The sequence below is a fragment of the Candidatus Tisiphia endosymbiont of Empis tessellata genome, assembly GCF_964031035.1.
Lineage (GTDB): Bacteria > Pseudomonadota > Alphaproteobacteria > Rickettsiales > Rickettsiaceae > Tisiphia.
Genome location: NZ_OZ034997.1, coordinates 678,721 through 697,869, shown reverse-complemented (window position 1 = coordinate 697,869; position 19,149 = coordinate 678,721). Strand labels below are relative to the sequence as shown.

Annotated in this window: 20 protein-coding genes, 2 tRNA genes and 2 pseudogenes; 18 read left to right on the top strand and 6 right to left on the bottom strand. The window is 32.8% G+C overall.

Annotated features, from left to right (window positions below; genetic code table 11):
* The first annotated feature begins 100 nt into the window (after positions 1-100).
* On the top strand, positions 101-1,321 hold the full coding sequence (locus AAHM86_RS03740; protein ID WP_342267316.1) for an aspartate kinase: 1,221 nt from the start codon (positions 101-103) through the stop codon (positions 1,319-1,321).
* An 8-nt stretch (positions 1,322-1,329) separates the two neighbouring features.
* Positions 1,330-1,929 carry a phosphatidylglycerophosphatase A gene (locus AAHM86_RS03735; RefSeq protein ID WP_342267315.1) on the top strand — a complete coding sequence of 200 codons (600 nt, stop codon included), beginning with the start codon at positions 1,330-1,332 and terminating at the stop codon, positions 1,927-1,929.
* Between the two features lie 328 nt (positions 1,930-2,257).
* Here the strand turns inward: AAHM86_RS03735 and AAHM86_RS07185 are convergent.
* Together AAHM86_RS07185 and AAHM86_RS03720 are read right to left on the bottom strand one after the other, a co-directional pair.
* Positions 2,258-2,512: pseudogene (locus AAHM86_RS07185) on the bottom strand (transposase); the annotation flags it as partial.
* Between the two features lie 39 nt (positions 2,513-2,551).
* Positions 2,552-2,779 carry a hypothetical protein gene (locus AAHM86_RS03720; protein ID WP_342267313.1) on the bottom strand — a complete coding sequence of 76 codons (228 nt, stop codon included), beginning with the start codon at positions 2,777-2,779 and terminating at the stop codon, positions 2,552-2,554.
* Positions 2,780-3,865: 1,086 nt separating this feature from the next.
* On the opposite strand from AAHM86_RS03720, the gene AAHM86_RS03715 reads away from it, so the two are divergent.
* Positions 3,866-3,942, top strand: a tRNA-Arg gene (locus AAHM86_RS03715).
* A gap of 86 nt (positions 3,943-4,028) precedes the next feature.
* On the opposite strand, the pseudogene AAHM86_RS07180 reads toward AAHM86_RS03715, so the two are convergent.
* A pseudogene (locus AAHM86_RS07180) lies at positions 4,029-4,121 on the bottom strand (transcriptional regulator); the annotation flags it as partial.
* A 627-nt stretch (positions 4,122-4,748) separates the two neighbouring features.
* Here AAHM86_RS07180 and AAHM86_RS03710 point away from each other — a divergent pair.
* On the top strand, positions 4,749-5,192 hold the full coding sequence (locus AAHM86_RS03710; protein WP_342267312.1) for a hypothetical protein: 444 nt from the start codon (positions 4,749-4,751) through the stop codon (positions 5,190-5,192).
* Between the two features lie 23 nt (positions 5,193-5,215).
* Here the strand turns inward: AAHM86_RS03710 and AAHM86_RS03705 are convergent.
* A tRNA-Ala gene (locus AAHM86_RS03705) sits at positions 5,216-5,290 on the bottom strand.
* An 80-nt stretch (positions 5,291-5,370) separates the two neighbouring features.
* Positions 5,371-5,574, bottom strand: a complete 204-nt coding sequence (locus AAHM86_RS03700; protein WP_341748342.1) for a hypothetical protein — start codon at positions 5,572-5,574, stop codon at positions 5,371-5,373.
* 153 nt (positions 5,575-5,727) lie between these two features.
* Here AAHM86_RS03700 and AAHM86_RS03695 point away from each other — a divergent pair, with 153 nt between their 5' ends.
* From AAHM86_RS03695 to AAHM86_RS03630, 14 genes are all read left to right on the top strand, one after another.
* Complete coding sequence (locus AAHM86_RS03695; RefSeq protein WP_342267311.1) at positions 5,728-6,234, top strand: DNA-3-methyladenine glycosylase; 507 nt, start codon at positions 5,728-5,730, stop codon at positions 6,232-6,234.
* Between the two features lie 35 nt (positions 6,235-6,269).
* Positions 6,270-6,878, top strand: a complete 609-nt coding sequence (locus tag AAHM86_RS03690; protein ID WP_342267310.1) for a ribonuclease HI — start codon at positions 6,270-6,272, stop codon at positions 6,876-6,878.
* On the top strand, positions 6,866-7,207 hold the full coding sequence (locus AAHM86_RS03685) for a complex I NDUFA12 subunit family protein (protein ID WP_341748339.1): 342 nt from the start codon (positions 6,866-6,868) through the stop codon (positions 7,205-7,207). Before AAHM86_RS03690 ends, AAHM86_RS03685 begins: the two co-directional genes overlap by 13 nt.
* Positions 7,207-7,662 (top strand): outer membrane lipid asymmetry maintenance protein MlaD, encoded by a 456-nt coding sequence (mlaD, locus tag AAHM86_RS03680; RefSeq protein ID WP_341751375.1) that lies wholly within the window; start codon positions 7,207-7,209, stop codon positions 7,660-7,662. Before AAHM86_RS03685 ends, mlaD begins: the two co-directional genes overlap by 1 nt.
* 450 nt (positions 7,663-8,112) lie before the next feature.
* Positions 8,113-8,832 (top strand): virB8 family protein, encoded by a 720-nt coding sequence (locus AAHM86_RS03675; RefSeq protein ID WP_342267309.1) that lies wholly within the window; start codon positions 8,113-8,115, stop codon positions 8,830-8,832.
* Positions 8,819-9,271: a TrbG/VirB9 family P-type conjugative transfer protein gene (locus AAHM86_RS03670; protein ID WP_342267308.1), complete on the top strand. Its 453-nt coding sequence runs from the start codon at positions 8,819-8,821 to the stop codon at positions 9,269-9,271. Before AAHM86_RS03675 ends, AAHM86_RS03670 begins: the two co-directional genes overlap by 14 nt.
* A gap of 69 nt (positions 9,272-9,340) precedes the next feature.
* Positions 9,341-10,792 carry a TrbI/VirB10 family protein gene (locus AAHM86_RS03665; RefSeq protein WP_342267307.1) on the top strand — a complete coding sequence of 484 codons (1,452 nt, stop codon included), beginning with the start codon at positions 9,341-9,343 and terminating at the stop codon, positions 10,790-10,792.
* Positions 10,789-11,781 carry a P-type DNA transfer ATPase VirB11 gene (virB11, locus tag AAHM86_RS03660; protein ID WP_341748334.1) on the top strand — a complete coding sequence of 331 codons (993 nt, stop codon included), beginning with the start codon at positions 10,789-10,791 and terminating at the stop codon, positions 11,779-11,781. The genes AAHM86_RS03665 and virB11 overlap by 4 nt, the downstream gene beginning before the upstream one ends.
* A 2-nt stretch (positions 11,782-11,783) precedes the next feature.
* Positions 11,784-13,520, top strand: coding sequence for a type IV secretory system conjugative DNA transfer family protein (locus AAHM86_RS03655; RefSeq protein WP_342268373.1), 1,737 nt, complete (start codon positions 11,784-11,786; stop codon positions 13,518-13,520).
* Positions 13,521-13,583: 63 nt separating this feature from the next.
* Positions 13,584-15,026 carry a Ppx/GppA family phosphatase gene (locus AAHM86_RS03650; protein WP_342267306.1) on the top strand — a complete coding sequence of 481 codons (1,443 nt, stop codon included), beginning with the start codon at positions 13,584-13,586 and terminating at the stop codon, positions 15,024-15,026.
* Between the two features lie 137 nt (positions 15,027-15,163).
* Positions 15,164-15,568, top strand: coding sequence for a preprotein translocase subunit YajC (gene yajC / locus AAHM86_RS03645; protein ID WP_341748332.1), 405 nt, complete (start codon positions 15,164-15,166; stop codon positions 15,566-15,568).
* 3 nt (positions 15,569-15,571) lie between these two features.
* Complete coding sequence (secD, locus tag AAHM86_RS03640) at positions 15,572-17,125, top strand: protein translocase subunit SecD (protein WP_342267305.1); 1,554 nt, start codon at positions 15,572-15,574, stop codon at positions 17,123-17,125.
* A 21-nt stretch (positions 17,126-17,146) separates the two neighbouring features.
* Positions 17,147-17,863: a hypothetical protein gene (locus AAHM86_RS03635; RefSeq protein ID WP_342268320.1), complete on the top strand. Its 717-nt coding sequence runs from the start codon at positions 17,147-17,149 to the stop codon at positions 17,861-17,863.
* On the top strand, positions 17,857-18,612 hold the full coding sequence (locus AAHM86_RS03630; protein WP_342268319.1) for a hypothetical protein: 756 nt from the start codon (positions 17,857-17,859) through the stop codon (positions 18,610-18,612). The genes AAHM86_RS03635 and AAHM86_RS03630 overlap by 7 nt, the downstream gene beginning before the upstream one ends.
* A 233-nt stretch (positions 18,613-18,845) precedes the next feature.
* Here the strand turns inward: AAHM86_RS03630 and AAHM86_RS03625 are convergent, their stop codons facing one another.
* Positions 18,846-19,112 (bottom strand): hypothetical protein, encoded by a 267-nt coding sequence (locus AAHM86_RS03625; protein WP_342268318.1) that lies wholly within the window; start codon positions 19,110-19,112, stop codon positions 18,846-18,848.
* Positions 19,113-19,149: the final 37 nt, after the last annotated feature.

Below are 19,149 nucleotides of genomic sequence, written 5' to 3'. Positions count from 1 at the left end.
GACGGGGGGCTAAAAAAGTCTAACAAACCCTCTCTTGGTCTATTTTTTTAGGTTCTGCTACCTACGTAGGAATGATATCGAAAATTACGCTTGCAGATTTATGTCAATAATAGTTCAAAAATTTGGTGGAACTTCCGTTGCTAACATTGCAAGAATAAAAGAAATTATTCCAATAATTAAGCTTGAAAAGCAGCAAGGCAATCAAGTAATAATTGTCGTTTCAGCTATGACCGGGGTTACCAACCAACTAGTTACTCTATGTAATGAAGTCTCTAGTCTTAAGACCAATTCAGAACTCGCAGAATATGATGCCGCTCTTTGTAGCGGGGAGATGGTAACAGCATCTTTACTAGCCCTTAAACTACAAGAACAAGGCATGAGTGCAAGATCTGTGCTGGCATGGCAATTACCGATTTTAACCAATGATAATTATAGCAAAGCTTTGGTTGAACAACTCTCTACTAGTTTGTTAATAGAATGTATTAAGCAAAACATCATTCCAATAGTTGCTGGATTCCAAGGTGTTACCAATAATAATAGGTTGACAACGCTTGGTCGAGGAGGATCAGATACTACCGCCTCTTTAATTGCAGCTGCTATGAAAGCTGATAGATGTGATATATACACTGATGTGGAAGGAGTGTTTACTGCCGATCCTCGCATTGTCCCGGGTGCAACAAAATTATCACAGATTAGTTTTGAAGAAATGCTAGAATTTACATCTTGTGGAGCTAAAGTGCTGCATCCACGTTCCTTAGAGGTTGCTATTAGATATAATGTACCCATACGCGTTTTATCGTCGTTTTTATTCCCATTATACCACGAAAAAAATGGTACACTAATAACATCTAGAGATAAAATTATGGAAAATAGGCAAATTACTGGTATTACTTCCAACAAAAATTTATTACAATTACTGGTATTCTCCCAATTGAGTTTTTCTAAGATATGCAAACTCATTGCTGACCATAATATTCACCTAGAATTAATGGAAAATATTAAGACAAATATACAATATAGTTTCATTATCCAACTATCCGATAAAAATAAATTACAACATTTACTAGATGATCTAAAAAATACTAATCAAATAAATAATTTTATCATTGACAGTCAAATTTCTATAGTATCAATTATTGGTTATGGTATTAAAAATGATCAGACCCTACTTGGTATGGTATTAAATGAACTAGAAAAAGAAAATATATCAGTGAAAAAGATACAAATCTCAGAAATTAAAATTTCTATCCTAATAAAAGACCTAGATACCAAGAAAACAATACGTTGTTTGCATCAATTATTTGAATTATCAGAAAATTAAGCAGAATTATGTCTAAAAGAAAAAAATTTGTAGAACTTTTTGTAACTTTTTTCTATATAGGTAGAATAAAATATTGTCCTGGTACATTTGGGTCTTTAGCTGCTTTCCCTTTGTGCTACTTGATCTTATATCTTTCTATAACTAATCAACTAATTTTTTCATTTACTAATTTCACAACTTTACAAGCACAACTTATTACTCTCTTTATTATTACTCTTTTGATTTGCCTATTGTTATTTATATTAGGCACGTACTTCTCTTCAATATACATACAGTATGATACACAGGACGATCCAAAAGAAGTAGTAATTGATGAGGTAGTTGGTCAAATGCTAACAATAATACTAAGTTGTTTTTCTGTGGTTTTCGTAAACTACTCAGGACTTACAAAATATTTAAGTTCACAACTAATAAATTTCATCTTTTTATTTGCTTTGCCCTTAGTGTTATTTAGATTTTTTGATATAATAAAACTATGGCCAATAAATTGGCTCGATGCTAATATCAAAGGGGGTGTTGGTATTATGGTAGATGACATTGCAGCAGCAATCTTTGCTTCAGTCATGCATTATGCTATCACTTTTACTTTAATAAATTGGTTTGTCTAAATAATATTTTAATTAGGCTGTTCTAGGTTCAGGGCAGTTTAAAAACCTAACTTTAAGTTGAGAATAATTTAAATAACCTATGTCTATAATTGTTAAAATTTTCTCTAGTTTCAGTAATGTTGTTTGAAAATAAAGTTATTATAGAAAGAGTTGTTGTCCTCAATAATGACATTAGACTTCTTTCGAAACTCTACTTCTGCTGGTGATTTGTACGTCGATGCGGTACTCGAATCCTCACGTACATTAGAGTACGCTGCGGTTCTGCGTTCCGCGTCTCCTTCAAATCCTTCAGCACAAGCGAGTTTCGAAAGAGGTCTATTATTAACGGAGCTTCTCCAGTACTAATAGTTGACTTATCTTCTTCAAAAACCTTATCTTTTATCCAGTGTAAATTATTTTCGCATGACCAATGACTTCTGTTAAATTTTAACAATTCTTCTGGACTAAACTTTTTCTCTAAGCTAGTAATCATTAATACATTCTCTGTTTCACAGCTATTAGCCTTGTTCTTCTTTTCTCTTTTTCGGGTAATTTTGCATATTTGTTTGATATGACGAAACCCATTTAAATATTCAAATGGCATATCAATTATCTCAATTTTTCTTCTTTCTATTCTCCCATGCTATAAATCTATATTCTCTGCAAAACTCTTAATTTCTTGACCTTCTACCTGTATTTTATCAAATATTTGTGTACTATGGTAATGTAAATTAGGTTCATTAGCTTTAAGAGTAAGCACAAACTCTCCACCTTGTTCAACAATTTTTTCACATATAGCTTCATGAGTAAAGGATGCATCTGATGTTACAATTTTTCCTTGCATGTCGTAGTTTGATAAAAATTCAAACATTGACTTATATTCATCTTTATTTTCTATTTCTCTAAAACCAGTAAGAGGCTTGAGATGACTACTAAACGATGTTAAAATTTGTACTTGATCTTAGCATACAACTAGTACATGAGGAGCGGAGATCTGAAGTACGACGACACGTGATGATTAGTTTTCGGAAAAATGGTATTAGATCATAATTTGTACCCTTACTTTGGCATATACTGGCTCGTAAATGAAGAGTTGGTAGACGAAGGTCAACTTCAAGAAGAGCTAGGAGTGTCAAAGTCAAGCTGCTAGGCGTACATTAGTACGTGAGCAGCTTCGATCTTTAGACACGACGACGCCAATTCTTGAAGTTCACCGAGTATATATACTTGATACATTCTGATATCACCTCTTTTACACTATTAGGACAAAATTTACAAATCATTAATGTTAAATTACTATAGCACGGCACTTGTTGCCTATGAAAACCTAGCATTTTCAATTCTTCTTTGCTAAAACTTTTTGCAAACCTCGATATCTATTCTAAGTTATTCTTATTGCTTAACAACCCTGCTACTATTAGTTTAACTACACTTACAGTATCGTACCTTCGTCCCCACACTTTTCTAAAATCTTTGACTTTTTCTAAATATGTAATTATGCTTATAAATAGCTCCGTTATTTTAAGTTGTAAATCTATTAACGGAGTATTTTATACAAACTTTTACATTTTACAACTATTCATTACAACTCTTTCTTACTATCTTTATCTCTTTCTAGATACCTTATCTCCTAGCTTATCTTTTAGTTCTTTTATTCTTGTTCTAAACATTTGCATCTTCTTTCTACTCACAGTTGCGATTTTTAAACTGCTCTGTTCTAGGTTTGGAAACTTATGATCTTGACATAATAGGAGTTTAGGGATATAATATACTCTTTCTAAAAATTTTCAATTTTAAGATGTTTTATAAAAATAAACACACTATGCTATCTAGGATTCAAGTATACTCGAATGGTCTTACGAATTGAAAATGAATTAGGAACGCACTCAGCGTACTTTGGTACGTGAATCCAATAATATCTCAAAAAGCAATTCTTTAAAACAGAAGAATATATATAGCACCCGTAGCTCAATTGGATAGAGTATATGACTACGGATCATAAGGTTAGGGGTTCGACTCCTCTCGGGTGCGCCAAACTCTTTCCACATTATGGCTTTACTGGCTGATGTGCTATTAATGTAGCTACTTCAGACAATAGCATAAAGGAAACCTTATCTCACTTGTTGTAATTGTTGATGGGTTACTTCAATTAAATCAGTAAGTTGTTGCCGTGTGTAACCTTTTGCCAATCTCAGAGAAGAAATTTTTTCCAATAAATGTGGATTGCTACTACACTCACGTGGTCTCGCTAATAGACGTCTTGTACTTTTCTGCAATTTTTAAATTGCCATGGGGGTTATGCGTAAGGTGAGTATATCACTTACAAAGCTAAAATTAAAGTTAAATGCAACAAAATCTTAAAAAACAAATTATTTTTTATTACATGTCATGAATTCACAGTTGTGTAATATAAAATTATGTTGGATGCTAAGATAAAATTATAAAAATAAAAAGAGCTAAAATATTATACCTATAAAAGAATGTAATGAACGTACCAAGGAAGACAACGAAAATAACAATTCACAGTAAAAAAACTGTTATTGACTTTAGGGGAGTATAGTTTAAAATTAAAAGTGAAGTAACTGCAAAGTTACTTTGGGTGTATTAACCTGTAGTCCGTTAGTGGTAAGCATCAACCATTAAATGATGTATCCTCGACTGTAATGGTCGGGGAGATATTAGCTATGTTCAAGGCTTAAGGTGTAAACCTTAGGTCTAAAGGCTAACGTAGCTGTCTAGCGGCAGTTTTACTAACTCCCCGATCGCCAAAGTAATCTCTCAAGATTCTTTGGTGGTTAAAACTTAATAACTTTAAGTTTAATCATAAAGGGGATACCATCATGATAGATAAAACAACTTTACCTTCCAAAGCAATAATTTTTTCTGATCTAGCTTATGACCTTAATCTTAGAGATGATGTCATTATTACCAGCCAACAAGAAGGACTAACAATAGTAGAAATTATTGAATCTAAAGGACCTTATGATTATTGTACTCTTGGCAAATTAATTCGCCGAGTAATGATTTGTAGTGATAAATCTGTCATCATTCTAATTGACGAGGACTTGCTATATACACCAATTAATACGTTACTTTGGGCTGTGCTTGGTACTTTGTCATCTGCCGGCTTAATTACCGTTACTACTTACGAAAGATTCTATAAAAAAGTACTCTTGAAAAAAGTGAATATAGAGGATGATTATTTTTTATACGTTGCTGCTACTTATTGTAAGAGATACCATACATTTGGTAGTAAAAAACCAAATTTAAATATAGATGAATAAACTTATTAATTAAAATAGGAGAGTGGTGGAGACGAAGGGAATCGAACCCCCGACCCTCTGCGTGCAAGGCAGATGCTCTACCCCTGAGCTACATCCCCAAACCATATTAATGATAGGTAGCTTATATACCTTTTTACATGTAAGGTCAACAAACTTGTTTGAAAACTTAATATTTAGGCTAAATTTTTGTTCTGTCCCAAGGTAATGCCTTGCCATCAGATCCAAGTACCAAATCTCCTGATACATCATATTCTGCTGCCAAAAAAGAAGATTTACCGGATATAAGTTTTACAGGTCTAATTTTTTGTCCATTATGAAAATACTCCTTTGCTTGTTCTCTAGAGGTTGGGTTATTTTTAGACGCTGTTTTAGCTTTTGACATATATGTAATAATCTCAAATATTTTTCTATAATATACAAACCTAAGTACAAAATATCTTACCTTTAATATTTGTCAAGAAAAAGCTGTGAAATGATGTAATAGTGAATTATAGTGCATCAATACAATTATATCATATTTTATTAAACCACTAAGATGTTTAAAATACTTCCAAAAACATTTTATGAAAGAAATACGCTTATTGTCTCACAAGAGTTACTTGGAAAGGTTTTGTGTTTTGGTAATATAGAAGCACGAATTATTGAAACAGAAGCTTATGTTGGAGAAGATGATCCTGCTTGTCATGCAGCAAAAGGTATAACGCCCCGTACAAAGATTATGTATGGTTCTGCAGGTCATGCATATGTATATTTGATTTATGGTATGTATTATTGTTTAAATATAGTAACAGAACAACAGGGATTTCCAGCTGCTGTATTAATTAGGGGAGTGTATCAATATAGCCCTTTACAAGTTTTACTTGATGGACCTGGTAAATTATGTCGTACTCTTGGAATTAATAAAACCCAAAATGGTCAAGATGTAACTAGTAATAAGTCTTTTTGTATTATTGATGTAGGTAATACCCCTAAATTTATTAATACTCCTAGGATTAGTATTAGCAAAGGTACAGACAGACTTTGGCGTTATTTAGAGGTATAATTTACGCGAATTCGCATAACTCAGGTTAAATTATAATGAATCTACAAGACCCAAATATTTCAAAGAGTCAAGCTACTTTGCCTAAGGTTACCATATACACTGATGGAGCTTGCTCAGGTAATCCTGGGTCAGGTGGCTGGGGAGCGTTATTACAGTTTCATGTAGCTAGTGTAGAGCTAGACCCAAATGCTTTGAAAAATTGGTATAACAAAAAAAAGTTAAACATGTTAGATATATGTGAGAACTCTAAGAAGTTTCGTGATAGCTTGCCTTTAAAGCAGAAGAGTATATTTGGTCATGAACTATATACCACTAATAATCAAATGGAAATGACAGCAGTAATTGAAGCATTAAAAGTTCTTAAAAAATCATGCTATGTAGAAGTTTACACAGATAGTAAGTATTTACAGCTTGGAATAACACAGTGGATTAACACATGGATAAAAAATAACTGGCATAAAAACAACAATGATCCCGTCAAGAATGTTGATTTATGGAAAAAATTGTACGAAGAGTTAAGTAAACACTATATTATTTGGAATTGGGTTAAAGGTCACAATAATAATGAAGGTAATGAAGTGGCTGATAGACTAGCTGTGCAAGGAAAAGAAACTGCTATAAAAATACTTAAATGTCATTCATAGATAATTTTTTTATACCTATTTTCTCTAAGGAGATTGGAAAAGATCAATTTGGTAACAAATATTATCAAAGTAAAAAGCAGAATTATTTAGGTCAAGCTAGAAGACAGGTGGTTTATAAAGGTAAAGTGGAAGCATCGAAAGTTCCTCCCATGTGGCATGCTTGGTTGCATTATATGACTAATGAAGTACCAACTAACAATAATAAATTTGACTGGCAACAAAACTATCTCCCTAATATTACTGGCACTAGCTTATCTCATAATCTAATAAAAAATAGTACAACTGAAGCTAAATATAGTAGCTGGAAACCTTTAGATAAATCAAAATAATGAAACATAATGTTATAGAAACTTTAGTTGGCTTTATAGTAATACTAGTTGCTTTAGCCTTTTTTGTTTTTGCTTATAAAATTGGTAACTCATCAAAAGTTGCATCTGGGTATATAGTTAAGGCAAATTTTCAGAATGCGGAAGGGATAGTTCAAGGCAGTAGCGTGATGTTAGCGGGTATAAAAATCGGATCAGTAACTAACATAACTCTAGATAAAACTAGCTTTTTTGCCTTATTAACCATTAACATCAATAATGATATAAAGTTACCTAAAGACACTAGTATAGCAATAGTCACAAGTGGAATACTTGGTAGTAGATATATATCCGTAACTCCCGGTTCATCTGAAGAAAATTTAGCTGGAGGTGATCAGATAAAATACACCCAGTCAGCAGTTAATATTGAATCCTTAATAGGTAAATTAATCTATTCCTTTGGTAGTGGTCGTAAGTAACCGAAAGTTCGATGTAACAAGTTACATCGAATTCAGGAATATATATAGAAACAATCAGGTTTGAAGCGGTTCTTCACCTGATTGTTAAATATTAATTTGCTAATAATCTCATTTTTATACTTATAAAAATAAGATTATTAGCGATAATAGATTAAAATGTATTCGTAGGAGTACTCCAAGAATGCATTTTTCCTTATAACACAGCTAATTCGATATAAGAATTACTAATTCTTATATCGGATTAAGGTTAAGTAATATTTTTAAATTATGACAAATAACCTATTAGTGTAGCTCGAAATTAGTGTATACTGCAAAAATATTGAGAATTGATGAATTATATTGTCAATGTTTTTGTTATGAAATAAGTTATGATCATAATTTATGATTATATTGTTTGAATTAATTTATTCACTAACTTGTCTTAGGTTTTACAAGTAGTGGGGATGTACAATGTTTAAGTTAGCTAATATATTAAATATACTAAAATCACCTTCTGATGTGGTAGAGAACCAAAGCGTTCAGTCTAATAACTTTGTTAAAGCTACTAGGAATTGGTACGAGGAAAGATATGATAGGTTAATTGTACAACGTAATATCTTGTTTGTATTATCTATATTACTAATAATACTTATAATGGCATCCATAGCAGCGGTAACTATAGTGGTAAATTCAAGAGAGTTTAGTCCTTTTGTTATCCAAATTGATGATAGTACGGGAATGGCAACGATTGTAAATCCAATATCTTTGGAGATACTAAACGGTGACGAGGCACTTTCAAGGTATTTTATTAAAAAATACCTCATAGCTAGAGAAACATATAATCCTGTTGATTTTGATACTGAAGCAAGGAAAAGCGTTAGATTATTATCTTCAAGTCCAGTATATTATAACTATCTAGGATATATACAAAATAAAGATGTAAATCCAGTTTTAATATATGGTCAAAACAACACAACTTTTTTAGTAATTAAATCTTGGTCAGGAGTAGAAAAAAATAAATATATGGTTAGGTTCTCTATTAATGAAACAACAGGCAATAAAACGGTTTTCAATAAAATAGCTGTGGTAAGTTACGCATATATTCCAATGGAATTAACAGATGCAGATCGAGATATTAATCCAGTAGGTTTTCAAGTTAATGATTATAGGGTAGATGATGATAATAGCTAGACTTCTTTTCGTAGCGGCAATATTATTACATTCGGTTATTGCCAACGCTTGTGCAGGTAATATGCATATAGATAATGATGTAGATGATCTAGCCATAACTACTGATAACAGAATTAAAACTTATATACATAATCCTAATGAAGTTTATTTATTAGTTCTGCATTTTGGTTTTCAGTCAAGTATAGAATTTGCCAAAAATGAGGATATCCAAAATATTGTTCTAGGGGAATCCTATGCTTGGAAAATGACTCCGTTGGCAAATAGATTATTCATTAAGCCATTGGAAAAAAACATTAGAACAAATATGACTATCATAACTAATAAAAGGACTTACCAATTCGATGTTGTATCCAAAGAATTGGAAGAAGGTCGTGAAAAAGACTTGGTATATGTAGTTAGGTTTTATTATTCTAAAAAAAGGTTTAGTACTTCACAATAATACCTCAATTCGGGATAAGAATTAATTAATTATTATCCCAAATTCGCGTAATAATGATATTAATTTACTATGGCAAAGCAAAATAACACCTCTTCTCAAATCAGTACACAGAGTGCAGAGGAACAAGACATACCAGAAGTTCAAAATGAGCTATCAAAAGTTGCCACTAATCCTAAGCAAAGCATTCTGATTCTACTTGTCATTTCTGCTGTCTTTATATTTATTTTTTTTAAACTTTTTATTGCTGATAATAAACCACCTGAGGTGGTAGCTCCATCAGCACCTACTGATATTACTAAACCGACACAAGATAATTCTAAAAATCTACCAGAGATTCCGAAATTACCAGAAGCACCTAAACTCGAAACACCTGTGGAGCTTCCACCACCTCCTCCCCCTAAAGTTGCTGATGTGCCAAAACTTCCTTTACCTACTACTTTAGTAGATAATAATAGTGCTGATAACGCTTCTCTTCCTTCCGTTGTATCATCACCCCTTCCTGGAGGAATAGCTGAAAGTGACGAGGAAAAGAAACGCCGTGAAGCAAAGAGAAAATCTTCTATAGTATTAATTGCAGGAGTTCCAGAGAAAAAAACACCAAGTCAAATTGCCGAAGAAGCAAATTTTCAAGATCGTGGAGATATGGCATTTGTTCTTGGTCGTGGTAAGATAATTGAAGCGGTACTAGAGACTGCTATTAATAGTGATTTAGGTGGGGAAGTAAGGGCAATAATTAGCAGAGATGTATTTTCTGAAAGGGAAAAGATTATTTTAATTCCTAAAGGATCAAAGATTTTTGGTGCTTATACAACTGGTATTGATGGAGCGTATGGTCGAATTGCAATAATATGGAATCGTATTGATCTGTCAAACGGTTATACCATTACCTTAGATGCTATAGCTGTTGATAATCTTGGAAGGAAAGGTGAGCAAGGAAGAGTAGATAATAAATATAAAGAACGATTAACCAATGCTGTATTATTATCGGCATTTAATATTGGACTTGCCAATGCCCTTGACAAAGTGGTAGCTCCCCCAGTTAATTCACAAGCTGCTGCTGCTAATGCTGCTGTTGCTGCTAATATACAAAGTTTAGCACAAAGTATTAATAATGGTCCTGGTACTGAGGATGTTAAAATTTCACAGATATGTTCTAGTGTCATGAACGCCATTCCCGATAAGACCTCAGCAGCCTATATTTCTATGATGCAGGCTTGTAATACTGCACAAAATCCAACTGGATCACAGCCTGGTCAAAGGCTTGTTGCATTAATGACTGCAGTAACTAATGCAGCAGCTAGTTTGTTAACTAGCACTGCAACTGCTAGCACTCCAACCCAAGCACAAGCAGTTTCAAAAAAAGCTTTTACTGATATCAGTGATACTATGAAAGGTATGATTCAGCAATATGAATTTAAACCAACTATTACTATAGATCAAGGTACGGTAATTAAAATTTATGTCAATAAAGATTATAAATTTCCTCAATCTGTACTAAGAAAATCAAGATTGATAAAATGAGTGATAATTTTGCTGCATTAGAGACTTTTCTATTACCATTTAAAGAACTGTTCGCAGAAGATGGTGTTAATGAGATCATGGTAAATAAACCAGGAGAAGTATGGGTTGAGAAGAAAGGAGATTTGTTTTGTAAATCAGTACCTGAACTTGATTTTGAACATCTTATATCTCTTGGTAGGCTTGTAGCTCAGTCAACTGATCAGACAATTTCTGAGGAAAAACCTTTACTCTCTGCGTCCCTACCAAATGGCTATCGTATCCAAATAGTATTTCCTCCTGCTTGTGAACCAGGCCATGTCGGATATGCTATCAGGAAAGGTAGTACAATGAACCTTACACTAGATCAATATGCCAAGCTGGGAGCTTTTGATTCAACATCTACTGGAGAATTAATTGACGAGAATGCAAAAATCTTAAATAATTATTTAAAAGAAAATAAAATAAAAGAATTTATTCGACATGCTGTAATTTCTAAAAAAAATATTATTATTAGTGGTGGTACATCAACTGGTAAAACAACCTTTACTAACGCTGCTTTAGCAGAAATTCCAAATAGCGAGCGATTAATTACTGTTGAAGATGCTAGGGAGGTAATCTTAGCAAATCACCCTAATAAATTACATCTCCTCGCTTCAAAAGGGGGGCAAGGTCGTGCAAAAGTTACTACTCAGGATTTGATTGAAGCGTGTTTACGTCTAAGACCTGACAGAATTATTGTAGGTGAACTTAGAGGAGCTGAAGCATTTAGTTTCTTACGAGCAATTAATACAGGCCATCCTGGCTCTATATCTACTTTACATGCTGATGCACCAGCAATGGCCATAGAACAACTTAAGCTAATGGTTATGCAAGCTAGTTTAGGCATGCCACCAGAGGAAGTGAAAAAATATATATTAGCGGTCGTCGATATTGTGATACAATTAAAACGTGGTAGTGGTGGGAAGAGATATGTCTCAGAAATATACTATAGTAAGAATAGGCAAGACTAATGATGGGATTGGAGAGAATAGTAAACATTATCCGTAACCTCTTAGGTCATTTTATAATACACCCTTTGGTAGTATTTTGTACGATATGGATTAGTGGAGTGCTAGTTGCATTTACTACTAACGAGATTAGAGCTATAAATGTTGACTTAACAGCCATAGATATAGCTTATAAGTGGACTTATTGGCTAGTTAGTGTATGGTCGCAATTAACTTTTCAAGCATATAACTACTTAAAAGTTAAGTTAATATTATCCCTTACTATGCCGATAATTATAGTTATCATATTTTACTGGAAAAATTTTAAAAGAATAAAGAATTTACAATTTTTTATTCAACCGGAAAAAGTTTATGGTGATGCTAGTTGGGCTACTGAAGCTGATGTAGATAAAGCTGGTCTACGTTCAAAGCATGGTATGTTGCTTGGCACCAATAGCGGAGGATATTTTGTTGCTGATGGATTTCAGCACGCTTTGCTTTTTGCCCCAACCGGTTCAGGTAAGGGGGTAGGATTTGTAATTCCTAATTTATTATTTTGGGAACACTCTATTATAGTACATGACATTAAGCTAGAAAATCATGGTTTTACAAGTGGTTGGAGGCAGAAGCAAGGACAACGAGTATTTGTTTGGGAACCTTCCAATCCTGATGGGATAACTCATTGTTACAATCCTATAGACTGGGTAAGTACCAAACCAGGTCAAATGGTGGATGACGTACAAAAAATCTCAAATCTGATTATGCCTGAAAAAGATTTTTGGAATAATGAAGCACGAAGTTTATTTCTTGGTGTAGTACTATACTTAATTGCTGACCCGACAAAAACTAAATCCTTTGGCGAAGTGGTCAGGACAATGCGTAGTGATGACGTAGTGTACAACTTGGCAGTAGTTCTAGATACTTTAGGCAAGGTAATACATCCTGTGGCCTATATGAATATTGCTGCATTTCTACAAAAAGCAGATAAAGAGCGTTCAGGTGTTATCTCTACAATGAACTCTTCTTTAGAATTATGGGCAAACCCGCTAATTGACTCAGCTACTGCATCATCTGACTTTAATATACTTGAGTTTAAGAAGATTAAAACAAGCGTTTATATTGGTTTAACTCCGGATAATATACAGCGTTTACAAAAATTGATGCAGGTTTTTTACCAGCAAGCTACAGAGTTTTTAAGCCGCAAAATGCCTGATTTAAAAGAAGAACCTTATGGGGTTATGTTTCTACTTGATGAATTCCCGACTTTAGGCAAAATGGATACATTTAAGGCTGGTATCGCATTTTTCAGGGGATATAGAGTTCGCCTATTCTTGATTATACAAGATACTCAGCAGCTCAAAGGAACTTATGAGGATGCTGGAATGAACTCATTCTTGTCAAATGCTACATATCGTATTACTTTTGCAGCTAATAACTATGAAACAGCCAACCTGATATCACAGCTAGTGGGTAATAAAACAGTTGAACAACGATCTTATAGTAAACCACTATTTTTTGATCTTAATATTTCAACAAGAACGCAGAATGTATCACAAGTTTCAAGAGCTCTGCTTTTGCCTCAAGAAGTAATTCAATTACCAAAAGATGAACAAATCGTTTTAATTGAGTCTTTCCCACCTATTAAATCTTTAAAAATTAAGTATTATGAGGATAAGTTCTTTACAAATAGGTTATTACCGCCTACATTTGTTCCAACTCAAAAACCTTATGATCCAAATAAAAATAATGTAGATGAGGAATAAGAAAATACAGATTCTACTACTAAAGAAGATTAATTTTTTAAGTAAGCAATAAGATAAACCTCTATGCGTTCAGCCATTATTGATATTGGTTATAATGCCATAAGAGCTGTAGTTTATGAATGTGATAGACTTGGAGCTCCAGAAATTTTCAATGATAAATTTAAAAGTGATATTATCAATTTACTTAATCTAGATGACCTAGAAGTAAAGCATCAAGTATATTTATCACTACAATATTTTGTACATATTTTTGATAGGTTATCAGTAACAGATGTTAAATGCGTTGCTACTGCTGTACTTAGAGGGCATCCAAGAGCTGAAGAATTTAGAGAAATAGTTAAAAGAAAATTTAATATTAATATTGAAATTATTTCTGGTAATCGCGAGGCCTATCTTACAGCTGCCGGATTAATTTCTGGTATCAATGATGCTTGTGGCATAGCAGCAGACCTAGGTGGAGGTAGCCTTGAGCTTGCCCAAATCAAAGACAAAAAAGTGGGAATCTTAAAATCTCTACCTTTAGGCACTAGCTTAATCACTAATAATCATTTTGACGATATTAATATAATTAGCCAAATGATCAACAAAGAGTTTGGAGAGGTATACCCAAATCATTCGGGTATACAACAATGTCAACAAGAGTATCATTGTCCAAACTTATACTTAATAGGAGGAGCTTTAAGGCTAATTGGACGCTCTTACATGGAGTTTGTTCATTATCCTCTTAAGAACTTACATAACCTTGAAATAAATCGTAGAGAATTTGAACTATATCTCGAAAAATTAGCTCATGCTCATAGTATGAGAACACAATATAAATCAAGAATTCATTCTAACGCAGTTTTAGTGGCAAAATCTATGCTGAATGTCTTTTTACCTAAAAAGGTAATAATTTCAAATTATGGTTTAAAAGAAGGTGTTAGATTTGTTTGTTTCCCTAAAGAAGAACAGGAGAAAGATATTATTTATGAAAGAATCAAGACATTAGTAAATTTTGATGAAACTACTTGTAATATCAAAAATTATACAGAAGTCATTAAGCCTATCTTAATTCAACCAGATACAACAACAATTAGTATAATTACTTTGGTCATAATGCTTGCACAATATAATAAAAATATCGATAAAACTCTTCGCTCTAATTTTATTGTTGAATTTATTTTAGCTTCAGATATTCCTTTTAGTCATCGTCAGAGGTTGATGCTTAGTATTGCTCTTGCACTTACCTATACAGCAAGAAGTGATACATATATTAATAGATTAGCAAAAAGAATGATTAATTCATATGATTATTGTAACAGTCATATAATAGGTAATTTTATAAAAATTGCTAGGGAAATTGATGGACCAAGATTTCAGTCACCATCTTTTTCTCTTGAGTTAAAAGATAATAGATATATTGAAATTTCTACACTAAATATTTTACCAAAAGCGGTGTTTGAAAAAGTGTGCGAACGTCTGAAAGCTATAGGTTTCGCCCGAAAAATATTTATTGAAATAAAATGATAACAGTCTTATATTGCAAGTGTACAAGCTTTTTTAGAGTACGTGAGTTCCTCATTGTCAAAAAACAATTCTTCAAAGCAGAAGAGTATACAATAAATTAATACAACTACTTTTACATAATACGTCAGGAGATATATATGTTTATAGAAAATGCCTACGCAGATAACAACGATACAATATCAATAACAGAAACTGAAGAAGTAGCTCCAGTAGCTGAACCATCATCTACTCAATCAATATTAACAAGCCTTGTACCGATGGTATTAATCTTCGTTGTATTCTATTTTTTTCTAATTAGACCACAAGATAAACGTCGTCGTGAGAAAGAGGCTATAGTTGGTAGCGTTAAGAAAGGAGAAGAGGTGGTAACTAATAGTGGAATTTTCGGAGTAGTAAGCAAGATTAACGATGCTGACAACACGGTAGATCTTGAAGTAGCTGAAAATATACGAATCAAAATTCTGAAATCTTCAATACTTGATATTACAAGTCGTCATAAAACAGAAGTTAGTGCCAAAAGTAAAAAAGATAAAGGGAAATGAGCTGTGTATAATATTCCTAAATGGAAAATATTCCTTTCTATTTTATGTACAATAGCAGCCTTTATTTGTGCTTTACCTAATTTTACAACTATAGATTCTAAAATATTGCCAAACCATAAGGTGAATCTTGGTCTTGATTTAAGAGGTGGTGCTCATCTATTGCTAGATGTAGATTTTGATAGTTACTTAAATGATGTAATGGACAGTCTAGCTGACCATTTACGAAAATATTTATGGGAAGATAAAATAGGTTATAAAAATCTTGTTGTTAAGAACAAGGCGGTGCAGTTTGAATTGAGAAACCTAGAAGATTATAAACAGGTCAAAAATATCTTAGGTAAAGTTGACCGAGAAATTACTGTAGAAAACGATAATACTAATATTAAGCTTAGCTATAGTGATTCGAAGCTTGCTGAATTAAGGTATCAAGTTATTGCCCAATCAATTGAAATAATCAGAATGAGAGTGGATAGCACCGGCACAACAGAACCTAACATACAAAGGCAAGGTGATAAACATATATTACTGCAAGTACCAGGTGAGGAAAATCCACAACAACTTAAAAATATTCTTGGCAAAACTGCAAAACTAACCTTTCATTTAGTAGATGAAACTGCCAACATACAACAAGCATTAAATGGACATTTACCCTTTGGTTCAATTTTAGTGAAAGGGGAAAATGAAAATAAGCAAGAATATTACGTAGTTGTTAAGAAAAAAGCTATTGTTAGTGGTGACCAGCTAACAACTGCCCAAGCTTCTTTCAATCAAAATTCCCAACCTGCTGTTGCTTTTTCTTTTAATAATCTTGGTAGTAAATTATTTGCAGAAATAACCAAGAATAATTCTGGCAAGAGGCTTGCTATCGTGCTTGATAACAAATTATTAAGTGCACCAGTAATTAATGAACCAATTCTTGGAGGAAGTGGTATAATTTCAGGTAATTTTACTGTTGAATCAGCAAATGAATTAGCGTTATTACTTAGGGCTGGTTCGTTGCCAGCCCCTTTAAAAATAATAGAGGAAAGAACCGTAGGACCAAATCTTGGAGCAGATTCAATAGAGGCAGGCAAGAAAGCAGGTATGATTGGTTTTGTTAGTGTGGTAATATTCATGATTTGGTCTTACGGAATTCTTGGCATTTTTGCCAATATAGCATTAAGCCTAGCTTTACTTTATATTTTAGCGTTATTGTCACTTTTTCAAGCTACATTAACTCTGCCAGGAATTGCTGGTATAATCCTAACGATTGGTATGGCAGTTGATGCCAATGTACTCATTTATGAAAGGATAAGGGAAGAACTTAAAAAAGGTGCATCTAATCTATATGCCATAAAGATGGGATTTGAATCAGCTTTTGCTACAATCCTTGATTCAAATGTTACAACTTTGATTGCAGCATTTTTACTTTTTATATTTGGAGCTGGAGGTATAAAAGGTTTCGCAGTAACACTAACTATTGGTATAATATCATCTATGTTCTCTGCGATTATTATTACTAAGTTGTTGATTGATACTTGGATTAAGTATCAAAAGCCCAAAAATCTAGGGTTATAATTAAACGAAGAAAATTATATTATGCTTCAAGCCTTAAAAAGAATGCTACTATCTGTAACAGTTGCCCTAACTACCAGCGTAACATACGGGGATTATAAACATTCATCAGAACTTTCAGGATTCGAATTAGCTGCTAGCAAATTAGGTTTTACCTCACCAACCCAGCAAGAAGCTTTGTTAAAGATTTTTTATCTAGCTGGATATTTTGAACCACAAAAATTATGGCACGATCTAGTATGTTTTGACAAGACTAATGCAGACAAAATATTTCGTTTGATTCAGGGCAGTTTGGCTAAAGCTGGTGCTAATCAAAACGCTCCTAGTAAATTCAATGCTAAATCATTGCGTAAAAATTTATTTAAATCTATTAATGAGATAAATGTACGAAATATTGAAGATTGGTTACTATTTGTTGCTCAGGATGCGTTTGATCTTAATCTTGGTCAGGAACGGAATGAACTGACCACTAAAGATTGGATGACTAAATATAAGTCTCAATATATTGTAGATGCTAGACAATTGGGACTTATTAATGAAATAAAACCTAACTATCAAGAATACGACGAAGCTTGGATTGCCGGGGCAGCTAGAATTAGGTTATTGACACGTATAATCTATTATAATAAATTAACAGAACAAATTAAAGTTAACGGATTAGTACTAGTATTAACAGGAGCAAGACCCTTATGGGCTAATCTCGATGGCATTAACCCCACAAAACATACACTGAATTGCTAGAAGCATGGCAAGGAAAGGCAGATATTAATAGATTGGATACTGTACAATTAGTTGGAAATGATTCAGCTTGTATTGAGGAATGTGAAAGATATATCGAGTCTCTTGCTAAAGATTACGGTATTAAGTTAAATAAAGCTCAGCCATTTATTCAATATAAAACACAAGAAGAATGTCCATTAGGTCTTTTTCCTAGAAGATTCTATCCTAATTATGCAAGCAGCAATGAGAGAAAACTCACAGAAGACCTGATGAGTAGTGACCTAGTAAACAAGTTCCTTAATAAGGATCAAGTTAAACGTACTGAAATAATCAATACTAAAGTAGGTAAGAATAACGAAAGGCCTGATACAGCCACTACTGCTCATGATGCAGCAGTTAATTTTGCTGAAAGAATTTTAAGTAGAAAATTTGGTAGACAAAAAGACTTTGTTATTTTATTTGTCAGTAATAATCCTCATATTGAACGCCAAACAATTGTTACTCAAAGAGAAGTTGATAAAGTATTACAACAATATGGATTAGATAAACAGGGTTATCATATTAAAATTGCAGGGATAGGTGCTAGTGCCGTACCGGATATTCCAATTATTCATTCTGAACTGGGTAAGTTGATAACGGCAAAATGGATAAATAAAAATCTACTAAGCACTGATAAATTTGGGCATTCTATTGATCAATTAATGTTCCAAACTCGTAAATGCCCTGATCCTAAATCAATACCTCCAATACCAAAAATTAAAGAAATATAATATAACCTGAATTCGATGTAACTTGTTACATCGAATTCAGTGTTATATATAGAAACAATCAGGTTTGAAGCGGCTGCCACCTGATTGTTAAAATATAATACTCCATTCAATATGTGATTTTAATAATTAAAATCACATATTGAATAATGAAAAAAGTTAAAATGTACTTGCAGAATGGCTTCAAGAGTGCATTTTTCCTTATAACCAAGTATCGATATAAGAATTATTAATTCTTATATCGAACTCATACAATAAAAAAACCATGATAAATATAACATGATCAGTTGAGGTTCTTTAAGATTAGAATGTCGTTGATCAATTGTGGTAAAATCAAAATTTGTTAGTATTTTTAAAGCATGAAGATACTGCATTGATTTGTTATCTGTAGATTTTGTTTCATTATAGGTATTACAAGCATTCTTTACAAACTTAGCTAAGTCATCATTGCTTAGATTATTAGTATCACAGTCCTTAACTTGGCTATAAAAATTTTTAATCAAAGTATCGTTTGCACTAAATTTAATATCTACCCCAGAT

What these genes read in the sequence shown, in the direction of transcription:
- AAHM86_RS03740 (WP_342267316.1), top strand. Translation starts at nt 101, where the DNA reads ATGTCAATAATAGTTCAAAAATTTGGTGGAACTTCCGTTGCTAACATT.
- AAHM86_RS03735 (WP_342267315.1), top strand. Translation starts at nt 1,330, where the DNA reads ATGTCTAAAAGAAAAAAATTTGTAGAACTTTTTGTAACTTTTTTCTAT.
- AAHM86_RS03720 (WP_342267313.1), bottom strand. Translation starts at nt 2,779, where the DNA reads ATGTTTGAATTTTTATCAAACTACGACATGCAAGGAAAAATTGTAACA.
- AAHM86_RS03710 (WP_342267312.1), top strand. Translation starts at nt 4,749, where the DNA reads ATGATAGATAAAACAACTTTACCTTCCAAAGCAATAATTTTTTCTGAT.
- AAHM86_RS03700 (WP_341748342.1), bottom strand. Translation starts at nt 5,574, where the DNA reads ATGTCAAAAGCTAAAACAGCGTCTAAAAATAACCCAACCTCTAGAGAA.
- AAHM86_RS03695 (WP_342267311.1), top strand. Translation starts at nt 5,728, where the DNA reads ATGTTTAAAATACTTCCAAAAACATTTTATGAAAGAAATACGCTTATT.
- AAHM86_RS03690 (WP_342267310.1), top strand. Translation starts at nt 6,270, where the DNA reads ATGAATCTACAAGACCCAAATATTTCAAAGAGTCAAGCTACTTTGCCT.
- AAHM86_RS03685 (WP_341748339.1), top strand. Translation starts at nt 6,866, where the DNA reads ATGTCATTCATAGATAATTTTTTTATACCTATTTTCTCTAAGGAGATT.
- mlaD (WP_341751375.1), top strand. Translation starts at nt 7,207, where the DNA reads ATGAAACATAATGTTATAGAAACTTTAGTTGGCTTTATAGTAATACTA.
- AAHM86_RS03675 (WP_342267309.1), top strand. Translation starts at nt 8,113, where the DNA reads ATGTTTAAGTTAGCTAATATATTAAATATACTAAAATCACCTTCTGAT.
- AAHM86_RS03670 (WP_342267308.1), top strand. Translation starts at nt 8,819, where the DNA reads ATGATAATAGCTAGACTTCTTTTCGTAGCGGCAATATTATTACATTCG.
- AAHM86_RS03665 (WP_342267307.1), top strand. Translation starts at nt 9,341, where the DNA reads ATGGCAAAGCAAAATAACACCTCTTCTCAAATCAGTACACAGAGTGCA.
- virB11 (WP_341748334.1), top strand. Translation starts at nt 10,789, where the DNA reads ATGAGTGATAATTTTGCTGCATTAGAGACTTTTCTATTACCATTTAAA.
- AAHM86_RS03655 (WP_342268373.1), top strand. Translation starts at nt 11,784, where the DNA reads ATGGGATTGGAGAGAATAGTAAACATTATCCGTAACCTCTTAGGTCAT.
- AAHM86_RS03650 (WP_342267306.1), top strand. Translation starts at nt 13,584, where the DNA reads ATGCGTTCAGCCATTATTGATATTGGTTATAATGCCATAAGAGCTGTA.
- yajC (WP_341748332.1), top strand. Translation starts at nt 15,164, where the DNA reads ATGTTTATAGAAAATGCCTACGCAGATAACAACGATACAATATCAATA.
- AAHM86_RS03635 (WP_342268320.1), top strand. Translation starts at nt 17,147, where the DNA reads ATGCTTCAAGCCTTAAAAAGAATGCTACTATCTGTAACAGTTGCCCTA.